The organism is Actinomadura sp. GTD37, assembly GCF_041951365.1.
In the GTDB taxonomy this organism is placed as follows: Bacteria; Actinomycetota; Actinomycetes; order Streptosporangiales; family Streptosporangiaceae; genus Spirillospora.
On the sequence record NZ_JBGNUS010000003.1, the window covers coordinates 392,943 to 412,304 of the forward strand.

18 protein-coding genes are annotated in these 19,362 nt (G+C 72.2%); 14 read left to right on the plus strand and 4 right to left on the minus strand.

Annotated features, from left to right (window positions below):
• Positions 1-10: 10 nt before the first annotated feature.
• Positions 11-1,855, minus strand: a complete 1,845-nt coding sequence (locus ACA511_RS20170) for a bifunctional metallophosphatase/5'-nucleotidase (protein ID WP_375025953.1) — start codon at positions 1,853-1,855, stop codon at positions 11-13.
• Between the two features lie 436 nt (positions 1,856-2,291).
• Here ACA511_RS20170 and ACA511_RS20175 point away from each other — a divergent pair, with 436 nt between their 5' ends.
• The 5 genes from ACA511_RS20175 to ACA511_RS20195 are packed head-to-tail and all read left to right on the plus strand — an operon-like array spanning position 2,292 to position 7,966.
• Complete coding sequence (locus tag ACA511_RS20175) at positions 2,292-3,881, plus strand: AMP-binding protein (protein ID WP_375025955.1); 1,590 nt, start codon at positions 2,292-2,294, stop codon at positions 3,879-3,881.
• Positions 3,878-5,110 carry an acyl-CoA dehydrogenase family protein gene (locus ACA511_RS20180; RefSeq protein WP_375025957.1) on the plus strand — a complete coding sequence of 411 codons (1,233 nt, stop codon included), beginning with the start codon at positions 3,878-3,880 and terminating at the stop codon, positions 5,108-5,110. The genes ACA511_RS20175 and ACA511_RS20180 overlap by 4 nt, the downstream gene beginning before the upstream one ends.
• Positions 5,111-5,148: 38 nt before the next feature.
• Positions 5,149-5,907 carry an enoyl-CoA hydratase/isomerase family protein gene (locus tag ACA511_RS20185; protein WP_375025958.1) on the plus strand — a complete coding sequence of 253 codons (759 nt, stop codon included), beginning with the start codon at positions 5,149-5,151 and terminating at the stop codon, positions 5,905-5,907.
• A 53-nt stretch (positions 5,908-5,960) separates the two neighbouring features.
• Positions 5,961-6,899, plus strand: a complete 939-nt coding sequence (locus tag ACA511_RS20190; RefSeq protein WP_375025959.1) for a VOC family protein — start codon at positions 5,961-5,963, stop codon at positions 6,897-6,899.
• Positions 6,890-7,966 carry an acyl-CoA dehydrogenase family protein gene (locus ACA511_RS20195; protein ID WP_375025961.1) on the plus strand — a complete coding sequence of 359 codons (1,077 nt, stop codon included), beginning with the start codon at positions 6,890-6,892 and terminating at the stop codon, positions 7,964-7,966. The genes ACA511_RS20190 and ACA511_RS20195 overlap by 10 nt, the downstream gene beginning before the upstream one ends.
• A gap of 15 nt (positions 7,967-7,981) precedes the next feature.
• Here the strand turns inward: ACA511_RS20195 and ACA511_RS20200 are convergent, their stop codons facing one another.
• A complete protein-coding gene (locus ACA511_RS20200; protein ID WP_375025962.1) occupies positions 7,982-8,584 on the minus strand; it encodes a TetR/AcrR family transcriptional regulator in 603 nt (200 codons plus the stop codon).
• A 73-nt stretch (positions 8,585-8,657) separates the two neighbouring features.
• Here ACA511_RS20200 and ACA511_RS20205 point away from each other — a divergent pair, with 73 nt between their 5' ends.
• Entirely contained in the window at positions 8,658-9,215 is a 558-nt protein-coding gene (locus ACA511_RS20205) for a maleylpyruvate isomerase family mycothiol-dependent enzyme (protein WP_375025963.1), read from the plus strand.
• Positions 9,216-9,258: 43 nt separating this feature from the next.
• Here ACA511_RS20205 and ACA511_RS20210 read toward each other — a convergent pair whose 3' ends face one another.
• Positions 9,259-10,455, minus strand: a complete 1,197-nt coding sequence (locus ACA511_RS20210; RefSeq protein WP_375025964.1) for a helix-turn-helix domain-containing protein — start codon at positions 10,453-10,455, stop codon at positions 9,259-9,261.
• A gap of 290 nt (positions 10,456-10,745) precedes the next feature.
• Here ACA511_RS20210 and ACA511_RS20215 point away from each other — a divergent pair, with 290 nt between their 5' ends.
• The gene (locus ACA511_RS20215) at positions 10,746-10,928 is read left to right on the plus strand and encodes a hypothetical protein (RefSeq protein WP_375025965.1); all 183 of its coding nucleotides are present in this window, start codon (positions 10,746-10,748) and stop codon (positions 10,926-10,928) included.
• On the plus strand, positions 10,928-11,212 hold the full coding sequence (locus tag ACA511_RS20220; protein WP_375025967.1) for a hypothetical protein: 285 nt from the start codon (positions 10,928-10,930) through the stop codon (positions 11,210-11,212). Before ACA511_RS20215 ends, ACA511_RS20220 begins: the two co-directional genes overlap by 1 nt.
• 160 nt (positions 11,213-11,372) lie before the next feature.
• Here ACA511_RS20220 and ACA511_RS20225 read toward each other — a convergent pair whose 3' ends face one another.
• The gene (locus ACA511_RS20225; protein ID WP_375025968.1) at positions 11,373-12,692 is read right to left on the minus strand and encodes a hypothetical protein; all 1,320 of its coding nucleotides are present in this window, start codon (positions 12,690-12,692) and stop codon (positions 11,373-11,375) included.
• Positions 12,693-12,870: 178 nt separating this feature from the next.
• Between ACA511_RS20225 and ACA511_RS20230 the strand changes: the two genes are divergently transcribed.
• From ACA511_RS20230 to ACA511_RS20255, 6 genes are all read left to right on the plus strand, one after another.
• On the plus strand, positions 12,871-14,064 hold the full coding sequence (locus ACA511_RS20230; RefSeq protein ID WP_375025969.1) for a sensor histidine kinase: 1,194 nt from the start codon (positions 12,871-12,873) through the stop codon (positions 14,062-14,064).
• A gap of 57 nt (positions 14,065-14,121) precedes the next feature.
• Positions 14,122-14,886 (plus strand): LytR/AlgR family response regulator transcription factor, encoded by a 765-nt coding sequence (locus tag ACA511_RS20235; RefSeq protein ID WP_375025970.1) that lies wholly within the window; start codon positions 14,122-14,124, stop codon positions 14,884-14,886.
• 89 nt (positions 14,887-14,975) lie between these two features.
• A complete protein-coding gene (locus ACA511_RS20240; RefSeq protein ID WP_375025971.1) occupies positions 14,976-15,311 on the plus strand; it encodes a hypothetical protein in 336 nt (111 codons plus the stop codon).
• The gene (locus ACA511_RS20245) at positions 15,308-17,038 is read left to right on the plus strand and encodes a cation acetate symporter (protein WP_375025972.1); all 1,731 of its coding nucleotides are present in this window, start codon (positions 15,308-15,310) and stop codon (positions 17,036-17,038) included. Before ACA511_RS20240 ends, ACA511_RS20245 begins: the two co-directional genes overlap by 4 nt.
• Positions 17,039-17,194: 156 nt before the next feature.
• On the plus strand, positions 17,195-17,638 hold the full coding sequence (locus tag ACA511_RS20250; RefSeq protein ID WP_375025973.1) for a DUF485 domain-containing protein: 444 nt from the start codon (positions 17,195-17,197) through the stop codon (positions 17,636-17,638).
• Positions 17,635-19,245 carry a cation acetate symporter gene (locus ACA511_RS20255; RefSeq protein ID WP_375025974.1) on the plus strand — a complete coding sequence of 537 codons (1,611 nt, stop codon included), beginning with the start codon at positions 17,635-17,637 and terminating at the stop codon, positions 19,243-19,245. The genes ACA511_RS20250 and ACA511_RS20255 overlap by 4 nt, the downstream gene beginning before the upstream one ends.
• The last annotated feature ends 117 nt before the right edge of the window (positions 19,246-19,362 follow it).

Below are 19,362 nucleotides of genomic sequence, written 5' to 3' on the forward strand. Positions count from 1 at the left end.
GGCGGTCCGGTCAGAAGACGGGCGCGCCGTCCCGGGTCAGGCGCCAGTTCGCCGCGTGGAACGCCGCCGGGTCGATGGTGCCGGCGGCGGACGCGTACTCGACGATCGCTTCGCGGATCGCGACCTGGGCGTTGTAGACGACCTCGGCCGCGGTGATGTGCGGGAATCCGCCGCCGCCCGACTGGCGGTAGTTGTTGACCGCCACCACGAACCGCTGATCGGGCGCGACCGGCGTCCCGTCGAGCGTCATGTTCGCGATGCGGGAGCCTTCCGGCTTGGCTATGTCCACCTCGTAGGCGATGCCCGAGAACTGGTCGTAGTTGTAGTCGGGACGGCTGCCGGAATTCGTCCAGGAGGCGGGGTCCACGGGGGCGTCCGCCGCCGTCTGCTTGAAGTACTGCGCGGAGTACTCCAGGTAGTCCTTGATCTGGGCGCCGGTGAGGACGCTGGCCAGGAGGGTGTTGTCGTAGATGTAGAGGCCGGCGATGTCCTTGATGGTCACCTTTCCGGCGGGGAAGGTGGCGGCCCGGCTGAACGGCGCCGCGATCGACACCGCGGGCAGCGACGCGTGCCCGGTGCCCGCGAGCGCGTCCTTCACCTTCGCGGTCTGGACGAGGTGGATGTAGTCGAGGATCGCGGTGTCCTTCCAGCAGGATTCGGCCGCGGACATCTCCTCGGTCGACGTGGCCACCTCCTTGTTCACGTAGGCGACCACCGCGTCGTGCTGCTTCTTCACCAGGGTGACGAGTTCGGGGTCCTCCTGGACGGTGTTGGTGTTCACCGTCGTCGCGGATCTGCCGGTCACCTTCCAGCGTCCCCGCTCGTGGCGCAGGGTCAGGTCGAAGACCGAGAGGCGCTCGCCCCAGCACTTGGGTTCGCTCATCACGACGGTCCGGCCGGTGGCCTTGTTGGTGACGAAGCGTTCCGGGATCTCCAGGTGCGCGTGCCCGAAGAGGATCGCGTCGATGCCCGGGACCTGCTCGGCCACCAGCGCGGACGCGTTCTCGATCGGGAGGGCGTCCCCGTAGGAGGACGTGCCGCTGTCGCCCGAGTGGGCGCTGACGATCACCACATCGGCGCCCCGGGCGCGGACGACCGGGACCCAGCGCCGCGCCGTCTCGACGAGGTCGAGGAAGTCGAGCCTGCCGGAGACGTTCCCCCGGTCCCAGATCGCGATGCCCGGGTTCGTCAGGCCCAGCAGGCCGACCCGGATCGGCGGGCGGCCCCGGACGTGCATCCTCTTGATGATGTACGGGCGGTAGGCGGGGCGGCGGGTCCCCGTGTGGACGGCGTTGGCGGCCAGCACCGGGGCGTCCATCTGGCCGATCCACTCGTCCAGGAACGGGAGGCCGTAGTTGAACTCGTGGTTGCCGAGCGCCACGGCGTCGTAGCCGATGGCGTTCATCTGGCGGGCGATCGGGTGCGTCCTGCCGGTCTCGGTGATCGGCTCGACGGTGGCGTAGTAGAAGCCGAGGGGCGTGCCCTGGATGGTGTCGCCCGCGTCGAAGAGCAGGGTGCGGTCGCGCCCGCGGGAGGCGCGGATCTCGTTGACCAGGCTCGACACGCGGGCCAGACCGACGACGTTGCCGTCCCGGTCGCTGTATTCGGCGTCCTTGTAGTAGTCCCAGTCGAGCGCGTGGCTGTGGATGTCGGACGTGCCCATCACGGTGATCGTCACCGACCCCCCGCGGGCCTGGGCTTCGCGCGCCTGGGCTTCGCGGGTCGCGGCGGAGGCCGGGCCGGGCCAGCCCGCCAGGGCGAGGGCGCCCGCCGCGGTCAGGCCGCCGAGAACCTGCCTGCGGCCGATCTCGTCCGGGACCCGGCACGAGCACCAGCGGGGCTGTGGATTCTCCATGGCGCACCCGTTCCTTCCGCAGGGGACGGCAGAACGATAGGCCCGCCGCGGGGGGCGGATGTTCGGTGAGATCTTCCGATCCTGGGGGACATTCGTTGGCACTCCCCGACAATGCCGGGCCTGTCCGAAACCATTGGACGGACCGGTGTGGTCCGGGTCACAGCAGGCATCCACTGTCCCAATAAATCACTTCTAAACCATCTTCTTCCTGTTCCGCCCCTATTGCCGGGTATCAGGTTTCGTGTTCCTCTATTTACGACGCTGTCCGGTTGCGGATCGCTCCCGGCCGATTCCGCGGCCCGCCGTTCAGCCGCCCACCGCCGGGCCGCTCACCGTTCAGCCGCCCGCCAGCCAGCCGCCCATCGTTCAGCCGCCCACCAGCCAACCGCCCAGCCACCGACGACGCACGCCAACGCAGCGAAAGCGGAGGGTCCGGATGCGCAAGGAGACGCTGGAGAGCTTCGTCCTCGGGGACGTCCTCCGGTCGCAGGCGCAGGTTCACCGAAGGCAGACGTTTCTCAAGTTCCGCGACGGCGAGGTCACCTACGGCGAGGTGGACGCCGCCGCCGACCGGTTCGCGCGCGCCCTGTCCGGCGCGGGCGTCGGACGAGGCGACCACGTGGGCGTGATGCTGCCCAACTGCGCCGACTTCGTCCATCTCGTGTTCGCGCTGGCGCGGCTGGGCGCGGTCGCCGTGCCGATCAACATCGCGTACAAGGGCGAACTGCTCCGGCACGTCCTGGACAGCTCCGACTCCGGCTGGCTGATCACCGACGGGCCGTACGCGGAGCGGGTCGCCGACGTCGCGGAACGGCTGCCCAAGCTCAGGGGCGTCCTCGTGCGCGACGCCGCCGCGGCCGGGGTGCTGCTCGACCGGCTCGGCAAACCCGCGCGGGAGCTGACCGCCCTGCCGGACGAGGGCGGCGCGGTCGAGGTGCGGGTCGGCTTCGGCGACCTGCAGGCGATCATGTACACGTCCGGGACGACCGGGCCGTCCAAGGGCGCCATGGTCCCGCACGCGCTGGCGCTGACCTGCGCGTACGACTCGCTCGACTTCCTCGACCGGTGGGGCAAGACGATCTACTGCCCGCTGCCGCTCTTCCACGCCGCCGCGCTCTGGGACGGCATGCTGTCCGCCCTCCTCGGCGGCGGCTCGATCGCGCTCGTCGAGCGGTTCAGCGCGTCCAGGTTCTGGGACGACGTGCGCCGCTTCGACGCGCAGGTCTGCATGAGCGTGTTCTCGATGATCCCGATCCTGCTGAACCGCCCGCCGACGTCGCGGGACCGCGACCACCGCCTCGAGACCTTCTACATGGGCAAGTCGAACCTCGACGAGCCCATGCGGGAGCGGTTCGGCGTCCGGTCGGTGGAGACCTACACCAGCACCGAGGCGGGCATCGCGACCGGCAGCCCGTACGGGGAGTGGCGGGTCGGCTCGTGCGGGCGGGCGCACGAGGAGCGGTTCCACGTCGCCGTCGTGGACGAGCACGACCGGGTGCTCGGGCCGGGGGAGCCGGGCGAGCTGGTGCTGCGGCCGAAGCAGCCGTTCGTCCTCACGACCGGGTACTACGGGAACTGGGAGGCGACGACCCACTGCTTCCGGAACATGTGGTTCCACACCGGGGACCGGGTATGGCAGGACGACGACGGGTATTTCTACTTCCTCGATCGGATGAAGGACGCCATCCGCCGGCGCGGGGAGAACATCTCGGCCTTCGACCTGGAGACCGAGATCAACCGGCATCCGGCGGTGCTGGAGTGCGCCGCGATCGGCGTGCCCTCGGAGCTGGAGGACGAGGACATCAAGGTGTCGATCGTCGTGCAACCCGACACCGGGCTCGACCCGGAGGAGCTCGTCGCGTACTGCGAGGAGCGCCTGCCGCGCTCGATGATCCCGCGCTACGTCGAGTTCGTGGACGCCCTGCCGCGCACCCCGACCGACAAGGTCGCCAAGTACAGGCTGCGCGCCCAGGGCGAGTCCGGCATCACCGCCGCGACCTGGGACCGGGAGGCTGACGCACGGTGAACTGGGACGACACGCCGGAGCAGGCCGCCTTCCGCGAGGAGGTGCGCGCCTTCGTCGCCGAGCGGTTCCCCGCGTCGTACCGTCCGGCGGGGGACGAGGAGCAGAGCCTCGAACCCGAGGACGTCGCCGGCTACAACTGGCCCGTCGACCGGGTCGCGGACGATCCGGGCCGGCGCGAGGGCGCGCGGGCGTGGGCGGCGGCGCTGGCCGAGCGCGGCTGGATCGCGCCGCACTGGCCCGCGGAGTACGGCGGCGCCGGGCTGTCGCCGCTGGAGGAGTTCGTCCTGCACGAGGAGATGATGCGGGCGCGGGTGCCGGTCGTGAACGGCATCGGCGCGTTCCTCCTCGGCCCGACGCTGCTGGTGCACGGCACCGAGGAGCAGAAGGCCCGGCACCTGCCGCCGATCGCGGCGGGCCGGGCCGCCTGGGCGCAGGGGTTCTCCGAACCGGGCTCGGGCTCCGACCTGGCGTCGCTGCGCACGCGGGCCGTCCGCGACGGCGACGACTACGTGGTGGACGGCCAGAAGGTGTGGACGTCCCTCGGCCAGTACGCCGACTGGCTGTTCGTGCTGGTCCGCACCGACCCCGACGCCGAGAAGCCGCACCGCGGCATCACGTTCCTGCTCGTCGATGCGGACGCGCCCGGCGTCACCATCCGTCCCATCACGGACATCAGAGGCGCCGCACCGTTCTGCGAGATCTTCTTCGAGGGCGTCCGGGTGCCGGCGGCGAACCGGGTCGGCGAGGAGAACCGCGGCTGGTACGTCGCGATGTCCGCGCTCGGCTTCGAACGCGCCGGGATCGGCGCCACGATCAAGTACGAGCAGGCGCTCGCCGAACTCGTCGCCTACCTCCGCTCGCCGGACGGCCGGCGCTTCGCGCGCACCACCCCGGCGCTGCGGCAGGAGATCGCCCGCCGCCGGACGGAGATCCGCGTCCTGTACAACCTGGCCCGCTACACCGTGTCCCGGCAGGCGGCGGGGGACGAACCCGACTTCGAGGCGTCCATCAACCAGCTGTTCGGCGCGGAGCTGCACCAGCGGCTCGCCCGCACCGGCGCCCGCGCGTTCGGCCGGTCCGCCGCGCTCTGGGAGCGGGAGGGCGCTCCCCTCGGCGCCGCGTTCACCCACATGCGCCGCGACGCGGTGGCGTCCACCTTCCTGGGCGGCACCACCGAGATCCAGCGCAACGTCATCGCCACTCGGGGGCTGAACCTGCCCCGCGGCTGAACACCGGCCGCACCCGACCACCAGGAGGAGAGCGCCTCATGCCCGACGAGAACGCCTACGAGACCGTCGACCTGCGGATCGAGGAGCGGGTCGCATGGCTGACGCTGAACCGGCCGGACAAGCTCAACGCCCTGACGCCCACGACGATGACGGAGCTGCGCGACATCTTCACCCGCGTCGACGACGACGAGGACGTCTGCGTCGTGGTGCTGCGCGGCGCCGGCGAGCGCGCGTTCTGCGCCGGGATGGACCTCGCCTGGTCGGAGAAGCTGACCCCGCGCGAACGCGTCGAGCAGGGGCGGCTCGGCGAGAAGACGTTCGCGATGATGGAGCGGACCTCGGTGCCGGTGATCGCGGCCGTGCACGGGTACGCGGTCGGCGGCGGGCTGGAACTGGCGCTCGCGGCCGACTTCATCATCGCCTCCGACAACGCCAAGATGGGCCTCGTCGAGATCACGCTGTCGGCGCGCCCGCCGTACCGGCCGAAGATGACCGAGGACGGCGACCCCGACCAGCCCGAGTTCGGCGGGTCGGCGCCCGGCTGGGGCGGGGTGAAACGGCTCCCGGAGCGCATCGGCAAGGCCCGCGCGAAGGAGCTGCTGTTCACCGGCGCCCGCATCGACGCCGACCGCGCGCTGCGGCTCGGCCTGGTCAACGACGTCTACCCGGCGGACGAGTTCGACAAGCGGATCGGCGAGCTGGCCGAGCGCATCGCCGCGATGAACCGCTACAACCTGCGTCTCGTCAAGGAACTCGTCACCTACGGCTACGACTGGATCGAGCCGCATCCGAGCTAGGAGGACCCGTGCAGATCTACCGCATCGAGCCGAATCCGAGCTAGGAGGACCCCGTGCAGATCTATCGCATCGATCACGTCGCGCAGGTGACCCCGGACCTCGACGCGCAGGTCGCGCTGCTGGAGGGGCTGTTCGGATTCCGGCGCGTCCGGAGCTGGGACAACCCGGGCGAAGGCGTGCGCGGCGCGCGGCTGGAGATCCCCGGCAGCCGGGGGCAGGCGTGGGAGGTGGTCGCGCCCTCCGGTGACGGCTCGTCGTTGCAGACATGGCTGGACGAGCACGGCGGACGTCCCGGGCTCCACCACGTCGGCGCCGAAGTGCCCGACATCGAGGCCGTCCAGGCGGACCTCGAAGTGCGCGGCATCAAGGCGACCGACGGCGCGCGGGGACGCTGGCTGGAGGCGTCGCTGAGCCCGCCCGAGCAGGGCCCCGGCGTCCTGTGGCGGCTGCGCGGCCCCGGCAGCCTGGACATGTGCGGCGACTCGTCCGCCGCCTCGGCGGAGTCTCCGGTCTCGGACGGGCCGTCCCTCGGCGTCGTGGCGCTCGACCACATCTGCCAGGCGTTCCACGACCGCGACGAACTCGCCCGCTGGTACCGCGACCTGGCGGGCTTCGTGCAGGTGTGGCGGACGGCCGACGACGAGCACCCCGACATGGCCGACCTGGTGCTGAACATCCCCGGCTCGGCCATCTGCTGGGAGGTCATCATGCCGCGCGGCGAGGACTCGTTCATCGAGCGCTTCCTCGACAAGGGCGGGCCCGGCGCCCACCACGTCACGTTCGAGGTGTCCGACTGGGACGCGGCGATGGCCGCCTGCGAGCACCACGGCACGCCCACCTTCGACGACGAGGAGGGCGTCACGGACGGCGCGGCCTGGAAGCACACGTTCGTCCATCCGAAGCACACCGGCGGCGTCCTCGTGCAGCTGTTCTGGGAGGAACGGCCCGGCGTGTGGGTCCGCTCCGACAAGGTGCCGCCGCGATGGACCTGAGCCTGACCGAGGACCAGGAGCTGATCGCGTCCACGGCCCGGGAGGTCCTGGCGTCCCGGGCCGCGACCGCCGGGGCGCGGGCCATGGACGGCGACCCGGCCGGCTACTCGGTCGCGCTGTGGAAGGAGATGGTCGAACTCGGCTGGACGGGCCTCGCCTTCCCCGAGGAGCACGGCGGCGTGGGCGGCGACTTCCTGGACGTGTGCCTGCTGTTCGAGCAACTGGGGTACGTGCAGGTGCCGAGCCCGCTGCTGGCGTCGGCGGCCGCCTGCGGCATGCCGGTGGCCCGCTTCGGGACGTCCGCCCAGAAGGACCGTTGGCTGAACCCCATCGCGGACGGCCGTGTGGTGACCGCCGCACCGCTGCCCTGGGACCGTCCCAACGAGGGCCCGGTCGCCACCCGGAACGGCGATGGGTTCGTCCTCAACGGGACGGCGACGTTCGTCCCGTACGCGGCCTCGGCCGAGCACATCCTGGTGGCGGCGCGACTCGACGGTGAGCCGCACGCCTTCTGGGTGGACGCCTCGGACGTCACGCTCCAGCCCCTCGGCACGATCGGCGCGGACCGTCCGTGCCACGTCGACCTGGACGCCGTCCGCGCCGAGGACGCTCTCGGACCGGACGCCGTCAACGCGATCACCTTGTTCGGGGCAGCCGCGACCTGCGCGGAGATGGTGGGCGCTGCACAACGCGTCCTGGACATGACGGTCGGGTACGCGACGGAACGCGAGCAGTTCGGGCGCGCCATCGGGTCGTTCCAGGCCGTCCAGCACCACTGCGCGAACATGGCGATCGACGTGCTCGGCTCCCGGTTCATCGCCTACGAGGCCATCTGGCTCCTGTCGGCGAACCGGGACGCCGCGCAAGAGGTGGCCATGGCCAAGGCATGGGTGAGCGAAGCGTACGAACGGGTGTGCGCCCTAGGGCACCAGGTGCACGGCGCCATCGGCTTCACCCAGGAACACGACCTGCACCTGTTCTCCGAACACGCGACAACGGCATCGCTGTCCTTCGGCGACGCGGACCTCCACTACGACAACCTGGCCGACGACCTGGACCTGCACTGAGCCACCCTGCCGTGATCAGGGTTGCAGCCCGGCGGCGTGGCGCATCGCGGCGCGCGCGCGGGCCGGGGCCGAGGGGTCGCCCAGAAGCTGGATCTCCTGGTTGGCCGCCATGGACAGGCCGACCAGGGTCGTGGCGACCTCCTCGGCGGGCCGGTGCGGGCCCGGCAGCCCGGCCTGGGCGGCGGCGACCTCCGCGGCCAGCGCCCGGCGCTGGGACGCGACGATCTCGCTGAGCCGCTCCCGCAGCGGCCCGGGGCGCCCGTCCAGCTCGGACGAGGCGGCCGTGACGAAGCAGCCGCCCGGGAACGGGCAGTCGGCCAGGTAGCCGACCCACCCGTCGATCAGCCGTCCCAGGCGGTCCGGGCCGGGCGGCAGGTCCTTGAGCGGTTCGGTGACCGCCGCGGCGAAGATCCGGCACGCCTGTTCGAGCGCGGCCCTGAGCAGCTGGTCGCGCGACCCGAAGGGGCCGACGACGCCCGCCTTGCTCATGCCGAGCCGCTGCGCGAGCGTGCCGACCGTCAGGCCCTCCAGGCCCAGCCGGGAACCGTCCAGGACCGCGGCCTGGACGATCCGGTCGCGCGTCCGGGCCGCTTCGGCCGTCGAGTGACGAGGAGACATGCCCCCACGATAGCGAACAGGTGTACGCTATTTTGGCGTACGATCGTTCGCCAAATGAGAAAGGGGCCCTGACATGACCGACCTGCTGATGTTGGACGCCACCGCACTCGCGCTGCTCGGCCACGACGTGGCCCTGATCCCCGACGCCGCGATGGCGGACCCGACACCCTGCGACGGGTGGACGGTCGCCGATCTGCTCCACCACATGAACGAACGGCACGAGGCCATCGCCCGGACGGCGCTGCCGCCCCTCGAAACGACCGGCGACCCGCGCGACGCGTTCGCCCGCACCGCCGCCCGCTGCCTCGCCGTCCTCGAACGGTCCGGCGGGCTCGTGAACCTGCCGCGGCGAGGCCCGACCGCGACCGAGCTGGTACTCGGCTTCCACGCGGTCGACATGCTGGTCCACCGCTGGGACCTGGCCCGCGCCCTCCGGACCGACCCCGCCGTGCCGTCCCGGCTGACCTGCGTCGCGCTGCCCCTCGCCCGCGCCAACACCGCGCCCGGAAGCCCTCTCAGCGGACCCGGCGGCGTCTACCGCCCGCCCCTCACCGTGGACCCGGCCCGCCCCCCGATCGACAACATCGCCGCCCTCCTCGGCCGCGACCCGAACTGGTCCCCGACAACCTGACCCGACCGCCCGCACCGAGACGCGGTGCGAACTGCGCGCGACCTCACCGCCCCGCCCCGACGGGGATGCACAGCTCAAGGTAGGCCTCGTGCAGTTCGGCCGCCTCGCGCACCCCTCGCGCGTCCGCAGCCGAGATCACCCGCGTCACGCGCCAGTGGTGCGAGGGCACCAGCCGGCCGCTCTCCACCGCCTCCAGCGCGCTCTGCGCCGCCTGCGCGGGCTGGTCGCCCGCGAGCAGCGCGAACGCCAGGTCGAGCCGCGCGGACGCCGCCCGGCGCGGCCGCGCCGGGCCACCGGACGGCCGCTCCAACCGTGCCAGAACCCCCCGCGCGTACGATTCGGCCGCCGGGTCCCCGACCCACGCGAGCGTGGTCGCCGCGTACGCCTCCCGCTTCGTCGGGTCGTACCGGTAGTGATGCTCGGGCCTGTCGGGCTGCGCGAGAGGCTCGACGAGACGATCCACCCGCGCGAGCGCGTCACGCGTCTCCGGGCCGGCGCCGAGCCGCGCCCACGCGCGGCCCTCCTGCGCGGTCGCCTGGATGAACGCCGACGACGTGCGGGGCGCGACCTCCTGCGCTCCTCGCGCCAGCCGGATCGCTGCCCGGCAATCTCCGTCCGTGAGCCGCTGCCACGCCCGGGTCTCCAGCGCCCAGGCGAGGATCTCGGGGTGTTCGGCGTGCTCGGCGAGCTGCGCGGCGGTGCGCAGCCGCGCGGCGGCGACGAGATCCGCGCCCAGGTCGATGTCACAGGTCGCGGCCAGCAGCGACAGCCAGCCGCCGATCACGGTGAGGCGGCGGCGCTCGGCCAGCGTCATCCGCACGTCCATGAGCGCTGACACGTAGCCGAGGTGCCGCCGGATCCGGGGCAGCAGCTCGGCGGGTGGGGTGAGCGCGTACGCGGACGCCAGCTCGTCCACGGCCAGTTCCAGCGCCGCGAGCGTGTCGTCCCCGACCTCGCTGGCGGTGACGCGGCGCGCCAGTTCCAGTGCCTCGATCTCCTCCTCGGCCCCGCCCCCGGGCGCGGACGGCGACAGCGGCGCCGCAGGACGCAGCGCGGCGAGTTCGCCGCCCGCGTCGAGCAATGCGTCCAACCGCGCGGCCAGTTCGGGCGAGGGCCGTCTGCGGTCGTTGGCGACGCGCGACAGGAACCCGTCATCACAGGGGACGAGACGCGCGAGCCCGCGCTGGCTGATCCCGCGCTCCGCCATGAGCTGACGGAGCTTCTCGCCGAAGGTGGCCATCTCCTCACCCGTTTCGCCCCGGGTTGCCCCGCTGCCCGACACTGCCCGCCGGGAGGGCAGCACGCAGTGCCTTCCACGCTAACGCCGACTGCGGTCGGGTGGAGTGCGAAAGGTGTCGCTGGACACGAAGACGGCCCCGGCCGGCGGGCCAACGCCGGTGGTTCCGGGGCCTTGGCCCGATGGAGGTCGGACCCATGAAGGATGTTAAGCGCGACGCCCGTCCGCCCGCGAACAAAACGCGCACCGCCGACACCCTCACTCAGCTTCGGGCACCGCGGGCCGGGGTTGTCGTGAGGCTGGACCGGGTGACCTGCTGGTACGGAAGAGCCACGGGCAGTTGGTGGGCGCTGACCCGGGACGGAGCCGGACGGTGGCGCCTGATCGAGGCCGCTTCCCACGACGGCCTCGTCCGCCGCCTGGCCGAACTCGGCGCGTACGGCGGCGTGGTACCGCTGATGCGGGGGCCGCGCTGATGCGAGACATGTTCGGGCCCGCCGAGAAGTCGCACGCGGCGGTGCGGCGGCGCGCACCGCAGGTCGCCGCCGCGATCGTGCTGGACGAGGAGTCGGGGGTGCGCCGGCTCCGCGTCACCTACCGTGACGCCGGGCCCTACATCGTCGGCTGGGGCGGCACCGCCTACGAGTGGCGCTCGGGCCCGGCCTCGGGGTTGCCGCTGCCCGCCGACGCCGAACGGGCCGCCGACTCGATCGCGGCGGCTCTCGGCGCCCTCGCTCCCCCCGAGCCCTCCGACCCCTAGAACCAGGCGGCGCACCTGAAGGACGCCCCCACCCCGGCCGCGCCGCCGCCTGCCGTCTGGCGGGTGGGTGCTTGTGCATGCCGGTGTGGGCTGGGGTGACCGCGTCTGATCTGGGGAAACGCCCGGCCGGGGTGGTTGTGGCCGGGCGTTTCTCAGGGCTTCACTTTGGGTGGACCGAGTACACCATTCGGAGGTGGGGGTGCTCTCCGACGGTCCAGATGGTGCCGAGCGTGGGGCTGGACGGGTCGGAGCCGCCCTGCCAGTGCGACAGGTCCTCCGGGCCGATGCCCAGGTCCTGCTGGTCGGCGATCTGCAGAGTGACGGTGGACGAGGTCGCCGGGGCGGTCGTGTAAAGGGTTCCGGCGTTGTCCGTGCCGTGGCTGCGGCTGAGGTACCACCGGCCGTTGAAGCGCATCGCGCCCTGGATGTTGCTGTCCGGCAGCTTGTGCGCGACGTCGGCGTTCCAGCGGTAGGCGGTGTCCATGATCAGGTTGCTGTTCCCGTCGAACGCGCCCGCGATCGGCCAGGCGGCGACCCGTCCGTTGGCCTCCTCGGGGCCGTCGCACCATTCGCCCGCGGTGAGGTGGTCGGTGCCGCTGCGGTCGAGGGAGACGTAGGAGAAGTTCGGCGACTGGTCGGAGTAGCTGCACGCCGTGCCGGTCGCGCTGGTCCGCGTCCAGGAGCCGACCTGCGGCATGACGTAGCGGTAGCCGTAGCCGTAGTAGGTGTCGCCGTGGAGCCCGACCAGTTCGGGCTGGCTGGTCGTGCCGCTCGCGGAATTGCCCAGGTCGTAGATGCGGCGCATGTCGAACATGCGGAACCCGCGCGCGGTGTCGGCGACGAACAGGTAGTTGCCGTACCAGAGGATGCCGCCGCCGTGCAGCGCCTTGTTGTAGTCGCCGTCGGCCGCGTCCTGCGACACCCGGATCGTGTCGTAGTCGCCGTCGGCCTTCGGGTACACCAGCAGGACGTGCCGGTAGGCGCCGGTGTAGGGGTTGATGAAGCTGATGCGGACGCCCTTGACCATCCCGTCGTCGTTGTCGTTGTGGTCGTACCAGCTGACGATGACCGGCTGGTAGCCGTCGCCCCACACCCGGTCGCCCTGCATGTCGGCGACCGTGGTGACGCCCTGCGGGTACCACTCGTCGGTGCCGTTGTCGCCGCTGTTGAAGCAGATGCTCCGTTCGACGTCGACGAAGGTCCCCGGCTCGAAGGCGCCGCTGTTGCAGTTGAAGCCGACGCCGACGGGCGTCGTGTCGTTCTGCCGGTTGAGGTCGTTCATGATCTCGGTGACGGTGCCCTTGTCCTCCAGGGGGAGCGCGTCGGTGCGGTCCTGGAGGTCGGTGCCGTAGGCGTTCGGGCGGAGCTGGAAGTTGGACAGCGAGAGTTCGTCCGCGGCGGCCGGGGCCTGTAACGCGGCGGCCAGCGGGACGGCGAGGAACAGGGTGGTCAGTGCGGCCAGGCTTCGGCGGTGGCGCATGCGCACTCCTCACGGCCGGGCTCGGCCGTGAAGCTGGGGGGAGGGGCGCGAACTCCGGCCAGGATCGACTATGTCGGCGTGAGCAAGATGCCATGAATGTCGCATTTGTGCCATACCGGGAAAGGGAAGAAAGTGATCAGCTTCCCTTACCCCGGCGGACGCGGCATAGGTTTGCGGAATGGACGTGGTCGTCGCCGTCGCCGCGGCGCTCCTGGTGACGTGGGTTCCGGCGCTGCTGTGGTGGCGGCGGCAGGGGCGGGGCGGCGATCTCGGCGGGCCCGCGCGGCGGGCGACGTTCGAGATGCTGCACACCGCGTCCCGGGCAGCGCCCGCGTTCCGCGCCGGGCTGACCGAGCAGGGCGCGCAGAAGGCCGCCCGGCACCTGCGGGCGCTGCTCGACTGCCCTGCGCTCGCGATCACCGACGGGGAGCGGCTGCTGGCCTGGGACGGCGCCTACGACCACCACGCGGCGGAGGGCCTCGCGCACGCCGGCGTCACGCTCGGGAACGGGCGCACCCAGGTGCACGACGTGCTCTGCGACCGGCTCGACTGCCCGATCCGGCGGGTCGTGGTCGTCCCGCTCGCGACCGACGACCGGGTGGTCGGAGCGCTCGCCGCGTACGGGGAGGACGTCCCCGCCGGGCTGATCCGCGCGGCCGAGGAGGTCGCGCAGTGGGTGGACGCCCAGCTGGAGCTCGCCGAGCTCGACCATTCGCGGGCGCTGCTGATGGAGGCGGAGATGCGGGCGCTGCGGGCGCAGATCTCGCCGCACTTCATCTACAACTCGCTGACGACGATCGCCTCGTTCGTCCGGTCCGATCCGGAGCGCGCGCGGGAGCTGCTGCTGGAGTTCGCCGGCTTCACGCGCTACTCGTTCCGGCGGCACGGGGACTTCACGACGCTCGCCGAGGAGCTGCGCTCGATCGACCGGTACCTGCTGCTCCAGCGGGCGCGGTTCGGCGAGGAGCTGCGGGTCACGCTGCGGATCGCGCCGGAGGTGCTCCCGGTCGCCGTCCCGTTCCTGTGCCTTCAGCCGCTGGTGGAGAACGCCGTCCGGCACGGGCTCCAGGACAGGTCCGAGCCCGGCCTCATCACGATCGTGGCGGAGGACGCCGGGTCCGACTGCGTGATCAGCGTGGAGGACGACGGGATCGGCATGGACCCCGAGGAGGTCCGGCGGCTGCTCGCCGGGGAGCGGCGCACCCCCGGCGGCGGGACGGACGAGGCCGGCATCGGGCTCGCCAACGTCGACGACCGGCTCCGCCAGGTGTACGGCGACGAGTACGGCCTCGCCGTGGAGACCGGGCCCGGCGCCGGGACGAAGGTGATCGTCCGCGTGCCGAAGTACCGCCCCGGGGTCACGGCCTCTTGACTGCCGTGCCGTCCGGCGACTGGAATGTGCGGACGGTACGGGAAAGGACGGTGCGGGGTGGGCCTGCGTGTCCTCGCGGTGGACGACGAGCCGCCCGCGCTGGACGACCTCGTCCACCTGCTGAGCGCCGACCCGCGCATCGGCGAGATCCACACGGCCCGGGACGGCGCCGCAGCGCTGCGCAAACTCGACCGGGCCCTCGCCGACGGGCGCCCCATCGCCGCGGTCTTCCTCGACATCCGGATGCCCGGCCTGGACGGCACCGTTCTCGGCCGCGTCCTCGCCCAGTTCGCCCGCGCGCCGCAGATCGTCTTCGTCACCGCGTACGAGGGGCACGCCGTCGACGCGTTCGAGATCAAGGCGACCGACTACCTCCTCAAGCCGGTGCGGCCGGAGCGGCTCGGCCTCGCGATCACGCGGGTGACGGAGGCGGCGGAGGAGGCCGGCTGGGCGGACGCCGGCGCCGGGACCGCGCCGGCGGAGCCGGAGCCGATGCCCGTCGAGCTGGGCGGGGTGACCCGGTTCGTCACGCCCGCCGAGGTGCTGTACGTCGAGGCGCAGGGCGACTACGCGCGGCTGCACACCTCCGGCGGCAGCCACCTGGTGCGCATCCCGCTGAACTCGCTGAGCGAGCGGTGGAGCGGCGCCGGGTTCGTCCGGGTGCACCGCAGCCACCTGGTCGCGCTGTCGGCGATCGAGGAGCTGCGGCTCGACTCGGGACGCTGCACGATCGTCGTCGGCGGCGCCGAGCTGCCGGTCGCCCGCAGGCACGTGCGCGAGCTGCGCGACCTGCTGGTGCGCCGGGCGAGGAGGTCGTCCTGAGCCCGGCGGAGCGGCCGCGCGGCGTCGCGCCCGGCAGGACGCTGGTCACCGGGCCGCGGACCCGGACCGTCCGGCGGCCCCGCTACCCGGTGACCCGGGAGATCGACGAGCAGACCGGGCTCGGCGAGGCGTACATGCGCTCGCTGCTGCGCACCCAGCTGCGGCTCGCCGCCCGGCTGTGCCTGGTGCTCGCCGTCGTGGTGATCGGGCTGCCGCTGCTGTTCGCGCTCGTCCCCGAGGTGCGCGAGCAGCAGGTGCTCGGCCTGCCGCTGCCGTGGGTGGTGCTCGGCGGGCTGATCTACCCGTGGTTCGTCGTGTGCGGCTGGTGGTACGTCCGGCAGGCCGAGCGCAACGAGGACGACTTCGCCGACCTCGTCGACCGCGCCGACCGGCCGCCCGGGGACCGGGGCGAGGAGCGGCGGTGAACGCCGCCTACGGGCTGGCGGGCGTCCTGCTGGTGGTCGTCGCCACCGTCCTCATCGGCGTGCTCGGGGTGCGCATCTCCCGCACGACGTCCGACTTCTACGTGGCGTCCCGGGCGGTGACGCCGCTGCGGAACGCGTCCGCGATCGGCGGCGAGTACCTGTCGGCGGCCTCGTTCCTCGGCATCGCCGGGCTCATCCTGGCGTACGGCGCCGACATGCTGTGGCTCCCCGTCGGCTGGACGGGCGGATACCTGGTCCTGCTCGTCCTGGTCTCGGCGCCGCTGCGCCGCTCCGGCGCGTACACGCTGCCGGACTTCGCCGAGGCGCGGCTGGAGTCCATGGCGGTGCGGCGCGTCGCCAGCGTCCTCGTCGTGCTGATCAGCTGGCTCTACCTGCTGCCCCAGTTCCAGAGCGCCGGGCTCGTGCTGCGGACGGTGGCGGGCGTCCCGGTGTGGACGGGCGGCGTGCTCGTCGCGGTCGTCGTCGCCGTCAACGTGCTGGGCGGCGGCATGCGCAGCGTCACCCTCGTCCAGGCGTTCCAGTACTGGATGAAGCTGACCGCCCTCGCCGTCCCGCTGGTGTTCCTGCTGCTGGCGTGGCGGGGCGACGGCGCGCCCGGCCTGTCGTCGGACGCCCCGCCGCGCTTCGCCGACCGCACCTCCGTCGCGGTCGGCGTCGCCGTCACGGTGAACGTCACCGCGCCCGTCCAGATCGTCGTGGACGGCCGCGTCGACGGCCGCCACTACGCGGGCGCCCCGCTGACCCTGGCCCCGGGGCAGCACCGCATCGACGAGGACACGTCCGTCACCTTCCCGGCCGGCGCCGACGTCCCGCACGTCGGCGGGCGCCCCGTCACCACCGACCGGGAATGGGCGATGCCGCTCGACGGGCGCGACCACTCCCTGTACGCGACGTACTCGCTGATCCTCGCCACGTTCCTCGGGACGATGGGGCTGCCGCACGTCCTCGTCCGCTTCTACACCAACCCCGACGGGCGGGCGGCGCGCCGCACGACCGTGCTGGTGCTGTCGCTGCTCGGCGCGTTCTACCTGCTCCCCGCGCTGTACGGGGTGCTCGGACGCCTGTACACGCCCGAGCTGCTGATGACGGGGCGCGCCGACGCCGTCGTCCTCACCCTGCCCGGACGGCTGATCGGCGGGCTCGGCGGCGACCTCCTCGGCGCGCTGGTGACCGGCGGCGCGGTGGCGGCGTTCCTGTCGACGTCGTCCGGCATCACCGTGTCCGTCGCCGGGGTGCTCGCGCAGGACATCCTGCGCGGCGGCGTCCGCTCGTTCCGCGTGGGGACGCTGATCGCCCTCGTCGTGCCGCTGGCGCTGGCGATCGCGGCCCGGTCCCTCGCCGTCGCGGACGTGGTGGGGCTCGCGTTCGCCGTCGCCGCGTCCACGTTCTGCCCGCTGCTCGTCCTCGGCGTCTGGTGGCGGCGGCTGACCGTCCCGGGCGCGCTCGCCGGGCTCGTCACCGGCGGCGTGCTCGCCGGCGCCGCCGTCGTCGTGACGATCGCGGCCGGGCCGCCGTCCGGGCTCGCGGGGGCGCTGCTCGCCCAGCCCGCCGCCTGGACGGTCCCGATCGCGTTCACCGTCATGATCCTCGTGTCGCTGTGCACGCAGCGCCGGGTGCCGCCGGGCGTCGCCCGCATGATGGTGCGGCTGCACACTCCGGAGTCGCTCGACGTCGACCGGGGCACCTGGCGGCCCCGCCGGGTGTGACCGTTCGTCGCGCCAGATCGACCGCTCATCGACGGGTGCAGCGTTCCGCCGATGATGAGCGGCACCTGACCGCAGCCTCGCCGCCGACCCCTCGTACCCTCCGAGCTGGCTCTTTACGGTTGCGCGTGATTGGCGTCACAACAGAGGAGGGCGGTCGTGTCCGTCGATAAGAGCGCCACCGGCACCGTCTACGAACGGTTCCAGGGCACCGCGGAGTTCCAGGAACTCCGCCGCAGGTTCCGCCGATTCGCATTCCCCATGACCGCCGCGTTCCTCAGCTGGTACCTGCTCTACGTCGTGCTGTCCGGGTGGGCGCGCGAGTTCATGGGCACCGAGCTGGTCGGCTCCATCAACGTCGCCCTCGTCTTCGGGCTGCTCCAGTTCGTGTCGACGTTCGGCATCGCGTACCTGTACTCGCGGCACGCCGAGCGCCGCCTCGACCCGATGGCGGACAAGCTCCGCGCCGAGATCCTCGCCGAGGGCGCGCCGGCCGCCGAGACCGTGGAGACCGCGAAGACCGTGGAGACCACGAAGACCACGAAGACCACGGGGACCGCGGAGACCACGGGGACCGCGGAGACCGCGGAGGACGCCCGATGAGCAACGAGAACCTGTCGATCGCCCTGTTCATCGTGTTCGTGGCCGCCACCCTCGCGATCACCGTGTGGGCCAGCCGGAACACCAAGAACGCCACGGACTTCTACGCCGGCGGACGGTCGTTCACCGGCGCGCAGAACGGCCTCGCGATCGGCGGCGACTACATGTCCGCCGCGTCGTTCCTCGGCATCGCCGGGCTGATCGCCCTCTACGGCTACGACGGCTTCCTGTACTCCATCGGGTTCCTCGTCGCCTGGCTCGTCGCGCTGCTGCTGGTCGCCGAGCTGCTGCGGAACTCCGGCCGGTTCACGATGGCGGACGTGCTGGCGTTCCGGATGAGCCCGCGTCCCGTCCGGACCGCCGCCGGCGTCTCCACCATCGTCGTGTCGATCTTCTACCTGCTGGCGCAGATGGTCGGCGCGGGCGCGCTGGTCTCGCTGCTGTTCGGCTTCACCGGTGACTTCGCGAAGGGCGCCACGATCGCGCTGGTCGGCGTCCTGATGATCATCTACGTGGTGTTCGGCGGGATGAAGGGCACCACCTGGGTGCAGATCGTCAAGGCCGTCCTGCTGATGACGGGCGCGGCCCTGATCACGGTGCTGGTGCTCGGCAAGTTCGGCTTCAACCTGTCCTCGCTGCTGAAGGACGCCGCCGAGCAGAGCGGCAAGGGCGACAAGTTCCTGGAGCCAGGCCAGCGCTACGCCACCGAGGAGAGCGGCCTCACCGGCAAGCTCGACCTGATCAGCCTCGGCCTCGCGCTCGTCCTCGGCACCGCCGGGCTGCCGCACATCCTGATCCGCTTCTACACCGTCCCCACCGCCCGCGACGCCCGCAAGTCGGTCATGTGGGGCATCGGCCTCATCGGGGTCTTCTACCTGTTCACCCTGGTGCTCGGCTTCGGCGCCGCCGCCCTCGTCGGCTCGGAGGAGATCTCCAAGGTCAACCCGGCGGGCAACACCGCGGCGCCGCAGCTCGCCGAACGCATCGGCGAGATCGTGTTCGGCGAGGCGGGCGGCACGATCCTCCTCGCGGTCATCGCGGCCGTCGCGTTCGCGACCATCCTCGCGGTCGTGGCGGGCCTCACCCTCGCCTCGTCCTCGTCCTTCTCCCACGACCTGTACGCCCACGTGTTCCGCCGGGGCAAGGCCACCGAGCGGGACGAGGTCCGCGTCGCCCGCATCTCCGCGCTGGTCATCGGGGCCGTCTCGATCGTCCTCGGCATCTACGCGCAGCGCCTCAACGTCGCGTTCCTCGTCGCCCTGGCGTTCGCGGTCGCCGCGTCCGGCAACCTGCCCGCGATCCTCTACAGCCTGTTCTGGAAGAGGTTCAACACCGCCGGAGCCACCTCCGCCATCTACGGCGGGCTCGGCGCCGCGATCTTCTTCGTGGCGTTCTCCCCGGTCGTGTCGGGCGACGAGAAGGCGCTGTTCACCGACCACGACTGGAGCTGGTTCCCGCTCAGCAACCCGGGCCTCCTGTCCATCCCGATCGGCTTCCTGTGCGGATTCCTCGGGACCGTCCTCAGCAAGGAGTTCAACGCGGCCAAGTACGCCGAGATCGAGGTCCGCTCCCTCACCGGAGCGGGCGCCGAGGCGGCCGTGAAGGACTAGCGGATCCGCCGCGCGGGCGACCGTCGCCCGGTCTCGCGCGGTCTGCGGCCCCGTCCCACGCCCCCGGGACGGGGCCGCCCCCATTCCCGGCCAATCCGGCGCGCGGTGTCCGCGGTG